This window comes from Dyadobacter koreensis (genome assembly GCF_900108855.1).
Taxonomy (GTDB): domain Bacteria; phylum Bacteroidota; class Bacteroidia; order Cytophagales; family Spirosomataceae; genus Dyadobacter; species Dyadobacter koreensis.
The window spans coordinates 215,462-230,478 of sequence record NZ_FNXY01000011.1 but is presented as its reverse complement, the minus strand read 5'-3'; the positions used below and the strand labels follow the sequence as shown (position 1 = coordinate 230,478).

The window sequence follows — 15,017 nt, the reverse complement described above, 5'->3', positions numbered from 1 at the left end:
TAAATTCCGCCGAGCCTATATCAAATGTGCAGAATTCGGACACGTTACCATATGATTCAGTGGCAGATTGGTTCATCCCCACTTTTGGTGGTCACTCCGAATTTAACAGTAACCTCCTTTTCAACAACTCAAAATCGGCGCGACCATACATTTGCCTTTTCAAAGTTTTAATTTTATTTACATTTCCTTCAACACGTCCGTTACTCCAGGGTAGATTAAATGCGTTTTGAATCGCTTGAAAATCTGGATTCATACTTTTTGCAAAACCCTCCAATTTCTTTGAGGCCCGAGTCAATGGCTTGATAAATCCATTCATTTAGTCGATTACCGGCCTTTATTGTCATCAGGAATCTGAAGTACCGTACTAGGTGCAATGATTTGTTTATGTATGAGACTTTTCGCAAAGACTAATTAAAGTGTTCTTTTGCTTATTTGAAAGCGCATCTACATCTTTGAAAAACAGGACACTGGCTTTTGACTGTGTCCATAATAAATCTGATAATCTGGAAAATTGAACAATCTTTGATTTTTTGCTCATCATGACACCTGCTTTCTTTGGGTTTTCAGATAGCGCTGTGTATGCTCCATTATACCCTCTTTTTTGAAGCTCATACCATAAGTCACGAAGTTGTAACGAAGGTTCGTGGAGTAGTCTCTCTTTTATATATACCATGCGCTTATCCAATTGATTACAGTTTTTCTTCCCGATCTTACATTTACCCTGATAGCTTCTTCTCATTCAACTGATTATTTTTTTATTCCAAAAAATTATATAACCTGTTCCTAAAATTGTTGGTAAAATCCAAACAGATACTGTTCCTATGTGTAATCCGGCAACTAAGAACGCAGTAATGGAAGCAATCAGTGCTCCAACCATTCGTCCTACATGACTTATCAGCCATGCACTTTTCTTTTCAGTAAAAATTTTAAAGGTAAGAAAATCTCTCACCGTCATAAACGCACCAAAACATCCAAAGAAAATATATAAAATGCTGTTGTCAATTCCTTGAATTACTCCGATCATCCCTATTCCGAGCATTCCGATTGATGTGACTAACATCGTTCCGGATATAAGTTTGTCGATCAGGTCAGCTTTGGTTTTGCTTTTTAAACTCAATGCCCGGTTTCCAGCCAGTATCAAGTAAATTGTAAAAATTCCAATCAGGAATAGAAACAAGTTCTCGTGACCAGGCATTTTTGCGATAACAAGTGAAATCAATGAACTTATTAGCATCGAATAGGAGAAAATTTTTCCGGTCCTTCTATGTTTAATCCCTCCCTTGTTTCCGAAGATGCTAATGATTCCGGCAATTAAACCAAGTCCTCCAAAAAATGCGTGAATGTAAATTAATATCTTTAATGCTTGCATACTGTTTAGATACTATTTAATAATTGTTTAGTTGATCAAATAGCACCATATTTGACATGGAAGTAATTTCTAATCAACATAGTTCCGGACAACCCGCCACTTGCAGTATTGAACTGAATTTTCGAAGCCTTGGCCCTGAAATATTAAACTGATGTGCGATTTGGTTGATCCAATAGCTGAAAGATGAATAATTTCTAGGAGCTTACTGGGTGAACAGCCTAATATCTTGACTGCTATTTTTAACATTCTGCCAAAGTTGCTACTATTCGCTATATGAATTTTCATAGGTCCAAAATGCCGGACTTTTAAACAAATTCAGCTGATCAACAAAGGCAGTTGCTAACCTTACGATCGCGAGTAATCACGTTCACTTTTATGTAACAGTTTCACCTGTTTCATACAGAGCAGCGTTTTTTTTTCATTTTCGAAGTTTAGTATCTGGTATATATACGAAGTAAAGTCTTCTAAGTTGTCTTGTTTGAAATAGTAACCGGACAATCCGGCATTAGCATACATTTTTATAATGAAAGGGCTAGAACTGTCCACATAGCCCACCAATTTTGCCGCAGGACACCATTTTCTAGCACCATTAATCTCATCAATGTCATTCAAATCAAGTGACTGATTCAATGCTATAATGATTAATGAAATATCAGCACCTGATGAATGTGCCATAAGCTCTTCCTTGCAGCTGCATTCAATTGTTACCAAGTCATAAAAATGACCGGATAAGAATTCCGAAAGTCCACGGCGAAGAATCGGGTATCTATCTATAATTACGATTTTCATATATATGAAATTTGTTTGCTGACCTTAATAGATCAGATCTGATATTTGCTAATTGCTATTTCTGAAAGTTGAAATATTACCGCCTTCATTAAAAAACAGGTTGTTATGGCCAAGTTTTTTTCCCAAGGGGGCATAGTTGAACTTTTTGTATTATTTCCGTAGACAAAATTTCTTAATGTAAGAAGATACATTCATTGAGCAGTAAACCAAGGTTTGGAGAAGAAGATTACTGCGAAACTTAAATTTAATGATCTATTCTAACTTACATAAGCTTCATCAGCTCCACAACATTGCGAACTTTCAACTTGTTAAAAATATTGGTTTTTTGTGTGCTGATTGTGGTAGGTTTTCTGTTTGTTAGCTGAGATATCTGGTTAGTTCCAAATCCCTGAATCAGGTATGTTGCAATTTCCAATTCCTTAACAGATAATTTGAACAAGGAGGCTACGGCAGATTCATTTTTTTTTAAATGAGAATCAAAGGATTCTATTATTAAGGAGGAATCGGCATATAATTTACCTGATAAAACAATTCTGATTGCCTCTTCAATAGATTTTAATGAGGATCTGCTATCGGTATAACCCTTAACACCCAAAGAGAATAAAAATTTTGCTTCTATCAATCCGGCTTCATCCGAAAGAATAAGTACCTTGATATCTTTTCGAAAGTGTTTGCGAACTTTAAGAAAGTCAGATACATTGTCAGAATGGTCTGATATATGCAGAATTAGCATATCATATTGATTCCATTCATTTTCAGCGCCGACGGGGTTTATGCTTGGATTAATTATAACCTCAGCATCAGTAATAACCAGTTCAACAATTCGCCTAAGACCTAAAAGGAAAATTTCAATATGGCTAATAACAAGTAATTTCATAATTCTATTCGTACTGTTAAGGATAGATTGCTGTTTAATAAAAAATGAACATTAGTATTTTGGTATGAATGTGGTGTTCATCGGTATCGATCTCACGTTTTGTTTACACTTTTTGCTGGTTAATTATCGTAATAAAAAACTTCTTGAAGGAAGTAAATAAACTTCAGACTCCACTGCTATTAGGTTTAATATTTAAGATAGCCAGGCAACAAAGTGCATTGTGTTTCTGTAATATCATTATACAATTATTCCAATAGGATTGATCTTGAGTTACTCGGGCTCTTATGCCACTTCTTGGCACAATCAATCTTTCTCTCAAGTGGTTTCAGGTTAACCGAAGCATTTCGTAATAGGTCTTCTGAGACTTTTCTGAATATTTGCTCTTGTCACGCTTGCCAAGCAACCTACTATTCTGGAATTAATCCGCGGTGTAGTCCATCTTTATAAATAACTGTAATGAGTATGAATTTGGGTAATACATATACTTATATACGAGATTCAAACGGTATCAGGCGATCCAATTTCTTCTGCTTGACTGATATTATTATAAACTATCATCTGGAACGCTCTGATGTTTAATTATTTCCAAATGTTTACTCACTTCATATTTTGAAGTAAAAACAGGTGTTGCCTTTTGTATATTACTTAATTCGCAAACAATTTACAGTTATATTATTACGATGCAAAGCAAGACTATTTCAGTTACTTTAATGCATATCATTTTTTAAAATTGATACGATTACTGATTACATAAGAATCTATTTTAACTTCCAACTACTCAAATCATTTCCCGAAAATTCCGGGAAATGACAAGCAGGAATGTGTGTCGAGCGCTGATTAGCATTTGTTACAAAAGAAAACTTAAAGGGGTTTACGTAAAGTTTTAATAACAGTTGCTAAATGAAACAGGAACAGCATATCTATTTTACTTTACTATATTAGTCAAGCATTGATCTTTCTGTCAATCATCGAAAACCTTTATTGACAGAGAGTTTCCATCAAATGGAAGTGAGTAAGTTTGGCCAATAGTGTGTCATTCATAGCAGGTGATAACAAACAATGTCACCACCTGAAATTATGAATATCAATATGTTATATTTAGGAAAGTCCCTTAAATGCTACAATAAATTTTACTGCTTTATAAACTTCTGGCTTTGCGCTTTCCCATCCGGCTTCTGAAACTTAATAAAATACAAGCCCGTTGCCAGACTTTGCACATCAATACCTTCTTCCGGCAATGAAGCAGTTTGTGATACAACTTGCCCTTTCCGGTCTATAATTTGGATGGCTGACGCAGGTTCGCTGATAAAAAGCCTGTTAGTTACCGGGTTGGGATACAGTATTGACAGATCCTGTTTACCAAAGTTAACGACAGCAATTCTGCTAAGCTCGGTAGATCCATCCAGATCGGTTTGCTTTAAACGGTAATAGTTATACGCAGGCAATGGTGTTTCATCAAGCCAGGCGTAGTCCGTTACCCCGGTTGTATTTGAGCGTTTGCTTTTAACAAATCCTACCGTCTGCCACTTCCGGGCATCAGCACTGCGTTCAATGGCAAATCCTTCGCTGTTTTCTTCCATCGTTGTTGTCCAGTCCAAACGAGCCTGAGTTCCACTTTTCTGGGCTGAAAATTTAGACATTTTAACAGGTAAGGGACTTGGGCACACATATGTTTTGAAATATGTATCGTACACTGATCCCACAACAAATCCATTAGGGCCTACACCAAATCTGTTTCCAAATGCATAAGAATCATCTGACGCCGCAACTGCTATACCAACATAATCTTCACCCAGGCCTCTTAATCCAAAAGCCAACTTACTGCCCACAGAGGAAATGATCGGGGTAGTAAAGTAAAATGTATAGTCTGTGTATTCAGTAGCCACCACATTTATAATGGAAGAAGTTCCCAATGCCGTTCCTATAATTGGAACACCACTTTCATCGGTCCCATAAATTCCCATTATTACCTGTTGTGGTGGGAATCCTTCAAATGCCTTCACCTTAACTGTAACAGCGCATAGATAGCCAGCAATGCCAGATGTAAAAGACTGTCCGCCCATCACGTTTGGCTCAATAAATGTTTCATCTACAATGGTTGTTTGTTGCTGATCGATCTCCTGTGACATCGCGTTGAAACAAAGGCATAGACAAAAAAATAAAATTTTTTTCATTAGATTTTTTAGATTTATTAGTTAGTTAACAGACAAAAAACAGAAATAAAAACGGATTGCATGACACATAAATAAACTCGATAATCTAGATTTAAGCATAAAAAATATCTACGCTTATAATCGAATTATCGAATTTTCTCGAAATTTATGTGTCTTGAATTTCTTAAACCGTAACATGATAAATTATTTTTTCTTATTTAAAATTTACAGCTTTCCTGACCAATTTTATAAGAAAAAAAATCCATAAAAACAGCTTCATCGACATGGAAAAATATAATATCAATGTGCCTTTTAGCCAACATGATGCAACGGCACATCGATGTTTACGAATAATATTTTAATGAAATTTCAGGATTTGACTTTCTCATAAGCCAAATCTACCAGTTGCTTTACCGCCTTTTCAACTTCCTTGACATCTTCGTTCTTATTAAGGTCAATGCCACAAAAAGTACTTCCATTGATCTTTGCGTTAAGCACCAGAAAATATATCCCAGCCACTGATACAGCCATTAATGCACGAAAATTCACATCTGAATCTTTAAAATATGGATCAATGATCCCAAACATATGTTCACCCATTTGCTCTCTTGAATCTGCAACACTCCGTGAAATATCATTTGGTTCCGTGATTTGCCAACGGATGATCTGTTGCATTTCTTTGCTATGAAGAAAATACTGTATTTGATTCACCAGGGTACTTTTAGCGAGCTCCTTTCCTGATTCATGGCGATTTGCATCAAGCAATTCGTCCATATGATCCTCGAATGATATCCAATAATCTTTATGTATCAGATAAGCCTTAAAAAGCTCTTGGACATTACCAAAGTATCGGTAAACCAAGGTCTTGCTGACTCCGGCTGTATCCGCTATCCTAGAGGCGTTTAAGCCGGAGTACCCCTTTGCCATAAATATCTCACCAGTTGCTTTAATAAGTTTAAGCTTTGTTTCTTCCTTATCTTTTTTGTGTAGAGAATCCATCATATTAGGTTAAGTCATGTTACGATTTAAATTACCTTTATCGAAATATTTTAAATTTTTTTATCAGAAATCCGTCAAGCGTTAGTACCGAATTTTCAGTATATCGTCACTTTCTTTCATAATTAATACGATCAAATATTGCATAGTAATTATTGCTTTATTCAATGTTTAAATCATTTCGTCACCTTTCTACATTATGAATAGTAGTGATTCTACAAAGTGCTTTGATCTTTTTGTTCCTAACCGCTTGAATCCTTGGACAAGCTTGTAGCCTCAAACGAGAAGCAGATATGATTAAAAATGCACGCCTGAGTTCATCAGGAAGAAAGTTGCTTAGTTCGCAGCAAAAAGCCGACTTAACGGTCCGCCGCGCGGTGGAAGAATGGGAGTCGTATGGCTTATGTTGTCCCGAGTATTGCCGTTACAGGGTTAAATTAAAAGATAGTTCGGCAGTGGCCGCCGCAAAATTGCCACAGGTTTTATGTAGCAAAGTTGGATGCGTGTAGAATCAGCTGTGTCTAAATCTCAGCGCCATCTTTGAAGATTTCATCGAGATTAATAGTTTGAAAATCTATCTTTTCCGAAAAGTAATATCCTCTAAGCATATTGGTATGCTCCCAACTGTGTGTAGATTTGGCCAATATATTTATCAATAATTCTTCTCTATCATTGGCTTCTTACATTCTGCCAGACTTTCAGATAAATGAAGCAGATTACAACAGTTAATCTAAGGAATTAATAATTAACCTTTTGCAGCCTTCTGCCATAAGCTGTTCCCGGTAAGTAGCTCCGATCAGCTGCTGATTGTTACCATGAAAAACCGCTTTGGCGAACTTATTATGCTTCTCAACTTTACTTAAAACCCTTTCAACAGATTTTCTGACAGCAGGTTCGCCCATATATTGGATTATATGAAGCGTTTTACAAACTCTACCTAGTTCTCTAAGCGCCATATAAGGGGGGTGTTGCCTGGAGTATGAATTCAATCTCCGGATCAATGTAGATGTTTTCGAATAACCAAGTCTGCAGACTGTCTGGGTTTAGAGACACTTACAAAGGAGGTGAATTTTTTCATGAGACAACCAAATTGAATACAGTGATGTCAAAATTGGAATAAAACAATTTCCATCATGAGGGCTTTTTTCTTATTGCTGTTCTTTTTGACATCTGCATTATGTCATGCACAATGGAAAACCAGTGTAGGGATCAACATTCCACCTATCATCGCCAAGTCTGCCGAGATCAGTTCGGAATTAAGCCGTCATCCAGCATATTCTTGAACCTGAATTTAGGTCATACTTTCAAAACGGGCCATGCCGGGTTGATAGATTATAAAGTGTACGATGGGTTCAGTCAGAGACGAACATCCGGAACTTTCCTAAAAGCTGGAGCAAGGCTCTACCTAGCAACGATTTCGGGAAAGCAGAAAAGAAACCATTTTTTCATAGGTGCGTACTTGATCTTTCACAATATCAGCAAATAGCTTTGCAGCGGGAGCTATCGGAAGATTTGGAGTTTTCGAACATCTATAACCCCGTTTCGAGAAAAGGAACGATCATATTTCCTGCTGCCACTGTTGGATTCCAGCATAACTTAACTAAATCTCCTATACTGGATTGGAGTGTCCAAAAATCGTTTGTTCTTCGAGAAAACAATTACCTGGGGAGAAGGGTTCGTAATTACTGGCCAGGCGCAGGCTCTGCTCAATCAGATCCATTCACTGGCTATTTTCAGGGGATGCTCTCATTGAAATACAAGTTTTCCAATTGAAATGTATATTCACCGAAGAATCCGGACGCGTTGACCATATGGTTCCGTAGCGGATTGACCATCGGCAGACTATTGCTGACAATCTGCTAACCTAACTATCAACCAATGGCTTAAGCTGTTAATCCAACCGAAACAACCTGCCCTTAATTTCCGAATTAGGCTGATCTGCGGCTTTGAATTCTCGGTATAGCCGAGCAGCATGAAATATAAATCCGAATTAATTATATTCCTTGAACATTTTTTATTCAAATCCCCTCCCAATAATCATGGAGGGGTTGTGATAAAAAATGTGAAGTTCTTACGAAGCCAGAAATTAGGTTTCTTAAAAAATTATATCTCAAAATTTGTTTTTATCTTAGAATTCCGGCGATTTGTGCGATGCGGCAGCCGGGAAAACAGCGCAGTATAGTCCGATTTTAATTTGCTATAAAAGTAATTCTCCGAGTCTATACCTAATGCCTCTGCTGAAATACTCAACGCCATGATGACCAAGTCCGACATCTTCGGCTTTTGCCGGTAGTAAACTAGATTCTCAAATTTATTTAACCTTTTTGCCAGCAAATCTCTGGCGATTGCCGAAATTTTGTAGAGATTCGTTTCCAAATTGTGCTGTCGATTCTACCTGTTGTATCAAACTTAAAATGCTGAATTTCAGCTACATGTACAAACTTATATCTCCCATTTAGATAGCCAAAATCTAAACGCACAGCGGGTATAGTTATAATTTCTAATGCTGCTGCATTAGAAACAAACGATGCGCTTTATTCTCCATTTAATAATTAGTTAAAATAATTTTTATGTTTTAGACATGTCATAATTTACTTTATATCCTAAAAATACGCAAGGTAAAATACCTAAAACCAATAATAGCCAAAACCATACAGGATTCCCAGCCGACAACCATAGCCAACCCACAACCAGCATTATTAAGCCGCCAACTATCAGATTTTCTCTTGCCTTTCCCCCAATCCTTGTGGTAGCTATCCCACCCAAAAAACAGCTAACCCAGACACAAAAAAGTTTGATGACAAATTGAGAAATATTGGTGGCAGCTAATTGCTGATTGATAAATATTTCCAAAGATGACGCAAACAACCACCCTTGGATCCTGGCAAAAAGAGAACTCAATATTCCTATCGTTCCGAATCCCACTATGACGGAAAGTATCTTTCTGTAATTCATTATTTAACTGATTTTAAAATTCAACTGGTCTTGGGTCAATACAATTGGATCGATCATTACTTTTTGTACATCGGCATCAGATGCAGCTCTGAATGAATGGACAAACCGGTTTAATTTTTCTTCACTATCAGGGATAAATGATGCCGAATTATTTTTTGCATTTCCCTGAAATTTCTTTATCATAGGTTGCATGATGGTATCATAGTGGGCAAAAGCCGTTTTTAAATCATTTGGATTTTCGTGGATAAAATGAGCCAAGGCTTTTGCTCCGTAAATGGATAACGATGCACCCATTCCCGATAGTGCTGTAGGACAATAGCCCGCATCTCCCAATAAAACCATCTTGCGGTTTACTAAAGTGGATGAATTTATCATGCCCATTTTATCAATAAACATAAGGCCATTATCCACGAAACGATCTAACAAATGCTGTACATCTTCATTATACCCGTTAAAGGATGTTTTGAGTATTTCATTGGCTTTGTTTTGAATGGATGCTAAATCTCCTGTGTCATGTATATAGCACTGAATGGCTATTTCATCGGAAGCAATGGGATAAATAGACAGCATCTTATTCATATCAATATAAATATTGAATTTGCCGACCTGATAAGAATGATGCCCTTTCAATCGTCCGCCTACATAAAGCACATTAAAATCCTCAAGCGTACTTTCCGGAAAATAATTCTGTCTTGTTGTAGAGCGTAATCCTTCTGAAACGATAAGCAGGTCGGCTTCCAACACGGTTCCGTTGTTGAGTAAGATTTTGACTTTGTTTTCATCATGCGTTATTTCTTCAACAGAAGATGAAAAAAGAATATCCACTTCATCCTTTAGGTCGTTGTATAAAACTTGATGCAATCCGCCTCGTGTTATCAATACGGAACGTTCAATGTTCTCGTTCATTTTCTTGTAGCTGAGACCTTGTATAATTGTACCGTTTGATTCCCTGAAATTTACAAATTCTGATGGCGATGATGCTTGTTGCAATTTTTCTGCTAATCCTAATTCGTCCATAATACGAACCCCAAAGCTCTTGAGCGAAATAAGAAATCCAGATTTACTGAATGATGCAGCTCGTTCCAAAATAGTAACGTTATGACCTTGTTTGCTTAATAGCTTTGCAGCAGTTAATCCGGCGATGCCTCCTCCTGAAATCACAATATTTTTTTTCATTGGTTTTAGTTTTTATACTGCAAATATCATTTTACATTTAGAGATAAAATAGCCCATATTAAATCAATAATAGTCCGATAAATTATGCTTGATGAAAAGCGTAAAATGAGACAACTTGCTGAAAAACTCGGCATCTCCCTAACTTCTATTGAAGAAGAAGTAAAACTTTTGCATTTCAACCGATTGAACATTGTGGACTTGATGCCCGAGATGTTACTAATGGTCCGCTCCTTAATTAGCACTCAGACTTTTGCTTATAAAAGAAAACCAATCGGGGTGATAGAAAAGGGACTGTTCATTTCGTTTCAAAATATTTTTCTTACGGAAGAAACGGGTAAAGCAATTGGTAAAAGAGCCTTGAACAATCAGCCACATGTTCGCATTATGCCTTCGCATTTAGAAAGCGAAGTGCTATTTCCCAGAGATGTTCACATACAGCAAATCACCATTCTAGTCGAACTGGAATACCTGAAACGTTTTGTAGGGAATGATGCAGATAAATTGTCTTATCTTTTTGTTGTAGAAAAAACCTTTTGGATAGAAGAATTTATGTCTCCTGAAATGACTGATTTGGTTGCTCAATTGGCTAATCTTTCAACAGAAAACATTTTATCGGAAGCCTTTTATCGGTTAAAGGCACTTGAACTTATTTATCTGCTTTTCAGCAATTTATTAAAAAGAGAAAAAACAGAACACCAGCATCTTAGCAATGCTGAAATTGATGCAGTTTATTTGGTTCGAAATACGATAGAATCAAATCTGGAAAAACCACTCACAAAAGATGAACTGGTAAAACTAGGTGGTATGAATGAGTTAAAACTAAGAAGAATATTTACACAAGTTTTTGGCAAAGGGATTTACGAATATTATAATCATCTGCGTATGCAAAAGGCGGCAAGATTATTAAAGCAAGAAGACCTTTCCGTTTCAGAAGTCGGCTATCAATTAGGATTTAGCAATTTGAGTTATTTTGGAAGGTTATTTGAAAAGCACTTTGGATTAAAACCAAAGAAGTGGACTGATAAAAATAGAAGATAAAAATCTACCCGCTGTACGGTTAAAAAGCGAGGTTAAAAGCTCTATCTGGTGCTTGTCAAAGAGCTGCAATTGCCCTCGTTTTTAAAATGTCGTGGATTTGGGAAATACTACAGTTTTTTATACGATGTGTGCGATCACCTGAATATTATTTATACCCGTGATACTGCTTTGATCCACATAAAAGACATAGATTTCCCCAAGGCTTTTGCGACGTAGCTATATTTTGTTTAATCGCCTTTTCAATCAGCAGCTGAATTCTGATGTGTTACAGACACGAAGAACTTTACGATTTCGTTAAGTGCCTCTGGCCCAACAGACAAGGGCGAAGACTAGATCTTTACCTTCCTAACTGGCAAGAGATTTCAGCGCTCATGCCTCGGCATGAAAACAAATATCGCTGGCAGCTTCTGGAAACCTGTGGACGCCGCTGCGTCTTTGAAAATATGCGCTTTCAAACCGTCAGCAGATCCTACCCAAGGCAGCCTGGCCACGGTCAGGGCCGCGTCAATTTTCAGCAGTTTTACGGTTTTGGCTACTTTCACCGCAACAATTTTATTGTCTCAGCAGTCCGGCGAGCGGAAGACTGCTGAAAGTAGATGTTTATGATAATCTAAAGCATCACAGAGGAAACTTCCTGCATAGTCTGGGCCCGCTTCAACCGGCACGAAGACAGATATAAATCAGATGCACAAAACCTAAAGCAGTGAGCCTACGATCATGACAAGGCTGATAAGCATTAAGATAAGCTCTGCAAAAAGAATCACCACGGCATGAATATAACTTTTAAACTGCTGGCTTCGAACATCGTTTTTTCTTTTAAAGCGCCTTTCGGCTACCCAGAAACGAAGCGTAAAACCAAGAAAAACAAAGAGAAGACAAAGCAGGTCACTGTATGATGGCTTTCCTAAAATTATCATGGTAAAAAAGTTTAATGCCCAACTGTCTGGCAGCTGCCAGATTGCCTTTGATTAATTTATTAGCAGCCCGTTAAGGTTTTTGCTGCCGGAATGGCTGCTGGATCATAAAGAGCATGCTGACTGCGAGAGCAAACATTTCATGTTTCGGTTTTATTTCAGCTAAATACCGGATCAAAAGCTGTCCGGTATAACAAGCCCTGTAACCATCAAAGAGTGAGATAAAAAGGCCGGCTGCATCTTTGCGCCTCGCATTTTTCAAACATGCTTTCACCTCTTTGGAAAGGTCCACAAGGCGTTCAAAACTAAACAGGCGTGTATCATGCTGCATTTTGAAACGGGCTGGATCTGCCAGCAGCGCCTCGTTCTGCTGCGCTATAAACTCAAGCACTGCCGGGATTTCAGAAGGAAAAAGCCGGCAAAGTATACTTGCTTTACTCGTATTGGATAGGTCTGTATACCGGTTCATCATTTCAGGGTTTTGGGGAGGAGAGCGCCCCCTCCCCTGACATGATTAGTTTAGCTGAAATATGCCGTTTCCGTTTAGAGAGAAACCATCACAAAGGTCAAAAGCACGCTGTCCACGAAGCTGGGCCGTGCCTCCAAAAAGCACAGATTTTACTTTCGCCTCGTCATCATCGTATTTTCTTCTGTTTTGAAAATAACCGGTAACAGCGTTGTAAGCGCCAAAAACAGTTCCGGCCGTGGTAATAAGGTTTTGCGAAGGATCTGAGAGCGCGTACTCATAAACATCGTCTACCGTGTTCAGATACTGGGAAGATAAAAGCTCTGTTTTTCCGTCCAGCACATTGCCCAGCGTTTCGCTGTTAGAAGCCATAGCCATTTCAATGAGCCTTTTTAGTTCTTTGTCAGTGATACGGGTTTTAGCCCAGTGATTAAAAAGTTCTTCCTTCTGCTGGGCTATCTTACCTGCCAGACCCATAATTTTATGCGCCTGCAGAAGTCTTTCTTTGGCGTTGGCGGTATGGCGGATTCTTACAGCACCAGTTAGATTACCCATGGCGGCATTTAGCGTGTTCTGACAAACGATACGTACCGGTGTGAAAGCGGCAGTGATACTGCCTGACCCGTCGTGAGAATTGGTAAGAAAGATATATTTTTCGATCAGATCATCATTGCCTACTCGGATGTGACCGGGAAGTTTGGCGGTTATAAAAATCCGCTCCCCGCGGCCCAGCGCTCCGGCTGTTTCATAGGAAATCTGGTGCTGCTGAGCGACCGAGTCAAAAAAAGAAAAAGCTTCCTTGTTTTGAACGATATGATAATCTTTACCAACAATACCCAGCGGCTGCATAGAATCTGTTCTGACCGTGGCAAAGTGATTGGGCACTACCATTTCTTGCACAGTGACACCTACACCGATATGCTCTATACGCAGGTCAAATGGCGCAGTTTTGACTGGTGTTTTAACGACCTGGTAGTCCAGTCCTGCCAGACCGATCGCCTCCCCGCTTGTTGGGGCAGCCTCAACAATTTGACCCAGCCCGTGCCAGGCTTTTTCCTTTACTGAAAAAAAACTGTGGTTACCTGTACTTTCGTTGAAATGAAGGTTGTGAGACATCGTATTAAAGATTAAAATGGGTGAAAAAATTATTTTCATTTCTCTTTCTGTCCTGTCTGACTTAATCAAAAACAACATTGTTTTTCCCCAAAGAAAAAAACAAGAAAAAAAGAAAGCCCACGGTAAGCGGCCCGCTCCAAAGCCAACAAGGAAGCGGAATAAGTACCCGAAGGGTTGACGGCAACACCTGGCTAAAAACTGAAATGATTAAATGCCGTCATTATGCCGAACACTTTTGGCACCCTTTCAAAAGCATTAGAAACCGGGCCGCTAGTTTCGCTATTCTTTTTGAGTTGTTATTTGGGGAAAAACATTTCAACAATCTTCATGGCTGTTATTAATGTGGCCAATATCACTACCATCACCATCAATTGTAATTTAGCTTACCTGCGTTCGCTTGATTGGATGCCGTCTTTTTATACATTTGATTCAACCCATATTCGTCAAAACGTGTCCCAGATTCTGGCTGAAATAGCATTACGTAAATATTTTAATTGGGAATTAATTCCAGTGGCCCTATTAAAAGTACCTATGTAAAACAAGTCGAAAAGCAGCTCTGGTCTGAACTTTTGGAAAATACGTGCTTCTAAGCATTCTGCTATTTTCATGTCATAATCCTGTTTATGCTAATCGAGCAGGTCAAATCCTGGCTCCGATTTCACCTTCCTAATGCCAGCTCCAGTGGTCATGGGGCACGCGCAGCCTGATTTCATAATCGCGAATCGTTACGTAAATCTCTCCATCACCGTCAGCTAGTATACGGAAATGCTCGTCACCGATTTCATCCACCCTAATGTCCGGAAAATGATCTAAAATAACGGGTATCTGTTTTCCAATCAGCGCATACCATAAAAGGCCTATTTCCTCAGTGTGCGAGATGCAAGTATATAAATTTAGCATTTCATGATCTTTAAAATGTTAAAGGTTATAACAAAAGGTCAAACGCTGATAATCGAAAAAATGTTAGAATTAGCTGCCGTAGCTAGCAAGATTTAGAATGACAAAAAAGATCCGCGCAAACGTGTGAACCTTTAAGCATCTATGCTACCAATAGAAGTCCTTTGTACGAGGATAAGTATGAATGGTCACATAGAAGCCCGCTTCAAGGGCCGCATATGCCCAAATCGGACCCGTCTGACTAACGGTTGTAAAGATTCTATGACAATAG

Annotated in this window: 16 protein-coding genes and 1 pseudogene; 2 read left to right on the top strand and 15 right to left on the bottom strand. The window is 38.3% G+C overall.

Annotation, left to right across the window (positions count from 1 at the left end; genetic code table 11):
• Positions 1-91 precede the first annotated feature (91 nt).
• From BMY70_RS31420 to BMY70_RS29470, 10 genes and pseudogenes are all read right to left on the bottom strand, one after another.
• On the bottom strand, positions 92-316 hold the full coding sequence (locus tag BMY70_RS31420; RefSeq protein WP_090341914.1) for a transposase: 225 nt from the start codon (positions 314-316) through the stop codon (positions 92-94).
• Between the two features lie 66 nt (positions 317-382).
• Positions 383-739, bottom strand: a complete 357-nt coding sequence (locus tag BMY70_RS29520) for a hypothetical protein (RefSeq protein ID WP_090341912.1) — start codon at positions 737-739, stop codon at positions 383-385.
• Positions 740-1,369 (bottom strand): DUF2306 domain-containing protein, encoded by a 630-nt coding sequence (locus tag BMY70_RS29515; protein WP_090341910.1) that lies wholly within the window; start codon positions 1,367-1,369, stop codon positions 740-742.
• 345 nt (positions 1,370-1,714) lie between these two features.
• Positions 1,715-2,158, bottom strand: coding sequence for a helix-turn-helix domain-containing protein (locus BMY70_RS29510; protein WP_090341908.1), 444 nt, complete (start codon positions 2,156-2,158; stop codon positions 1,715-1,717).
• A 262-nt stretch (positions 2,159-2,420) separates the two neighbouring features.
• The gene (locus BMY70_RS29505; protein WP_090341906.1) at positions 2,421-3,035 is read right to left on the bottom strand and encodes a response regulator transcription factor; all 615 of its coding nucleotides are present in this window, start codon (positions 3,033-3,035) and stop codon (positions 2,421-2,423) included.
• Positions 3,036-4,165: 1,130 nt separating this feature from the next.
• Positions 4,166-5,164, bottom strand: a complete 999-nt coding sequence (locus BMY70_RS29500; RefSeq protein WP_177197165.1) for a T9SS type A sorting domain-containing protein — start codon at positions 5,162-5,164, stop codon at positions 4,166-4,168.
• Between the two features lie 393 nt (positions 5,165-5,557).
• On the bottom strand, positions 5,558-6,190 hold the full coding sequence (locus tag BMY70_RS29495) for a TetR/AcrR family transcriptional regulator (protein WP_090341902.1): 633 nt from the start codon (positions 6,188-6,190) through the stop codon (positions 5,558-5,560).
• A gap of 719 nt (positions 6,191-6,909) precedes the next feature.
• A pseudogene (locus tag BMY70_RS29485) lies at positions 6,910-7,200 on the bottom strand (Tn3 family transposase); the annotation flags it as partial.
• 1,552 nt (positions 7,201-8,752) lie between these two features.
• Positions 8,753-9,139, bottom strand: coding sequence for a hypothetical protein (locus tag BMY70_RS29475; protein ID WP_090341893.1), 387 nt, complete (start codon positions 9,137-9,139; stop codon positions 8,753-8,755).
• Positions 9,140-9,142: 3 nt separating this feature from the next.
• Positions 9,143-10,315: an FAD-dependent monooxygenase gene (locus BMY70_RS29470; RefSeq protein WP_090341891.1), complete on the bottom strand. Its 1,173-nt coding sequence runs from the start codon at positions 10,313-10,315 to the stop codon at positions 9,143-9,145.
• Between the two features lie 84 nt (positions 10,316-10,399).
• Here BMY70_RS29470 and BMY70_RS29465 point away from each other — a divergent pair, with 84 nt between their 5' ends.
• Positions 10,400-11,353, top strand: coding sequence for a helix-turn-helix transcriptional regulator (locus BMY70_RS29465; protein ID WP_090341889.1), 954 nt, complete (start codon positions 10,400-10,402; stop codon positions 11,351-11,353).
• Positions 11,354-11,715: 362 nt separating this feature from the next.
• Here BMY70_RS29465 and BMY70_RS29460 read toward each other — a convergent pair whose 3' ends face one another.
• From BMY70_RS29460 to BMY70_RS29445, 4 genes are all read right to left on the bottom strand, one after another.
• Positions 11,716-11,895 (bottom strand): hypothetical protein, encoded by a 180-nt coding sequence (locus BMY70_RS29460; RefSeq protein WP_090341887.1) that lies wholly within the window; start codon positions 11,893-11,895, stop codon positions 11,716-11,718.
• A 153-nt stretch (positions 11,896-12,048) separates the two neighbouring features.
• Positions 12,049-12,270 (bottom strand): hypothetical protein, encoded by a 222-nt coding sequence (locus BMY70_RS29455; RefSeq protein WP_090341885.1) that lies wholly within the window; start codon positions 12,268-12,270, stop codon positions 12,049-12,051.
• 70 nt (positions 12,271-12,340) lie between these two features.
• Positions 12,341-12,739, bottom strand: coding sequence for a hypothetical protein (locus BMY70_RS29450; protein WP_143072175.1), 399 nt, complete (start codon positions 12,737-12,739; stop codon positions 12,341-12,343).
• Between the two features lie 42 nt (positions 12,740-12,781).
• Positions 12,782-13,849: a DUF932 domain-containing protein gene (locus tag BMY70_RS29445; protein WP_090342029.1), complete on the bottom strand. Its 1,068-nt coding sequence runs from the start codon at positions 13,847-13,849 to the stop codon at positions 12,782-12,784.
• 222 nt (positions 13,850-14,071) lie between these two features.
• Here BMY70_RS29445 and BMY70_RS30740 point away from each other — a divergent pair, with 222 nt between their 5' ends.
• On the top strand, positions 14,072-14,386 hold the full coding sequence (locus tag BMY70_RS30740) for a hypothetical protein (RefSeq protein ID WP_143072174.1): 315 nt from the start codon (positions 14,072-14,074) through the stop codon (positions 14,384-14,386).
• A gap of 129 nt (positions 14,387-14,515) precedes the next feature.
• Here the strand turns inward: BMY70_RS30740 and BMY70_RS29435 are convergent, their stop codons facing one another.
• On the bottom strand, positions 14,516-14,749 hold the full coding sequence (locus tag BMY70_RS29435) for a hypothetical protein (RefSeq protein ID WP_090341880.1): 234 nt from the start codon (positions 14,747-14,749) through the stop codon (positions 14,516-14,518).
• Positions 14,750-15,017: the final 268 nt, after the last annotated feature.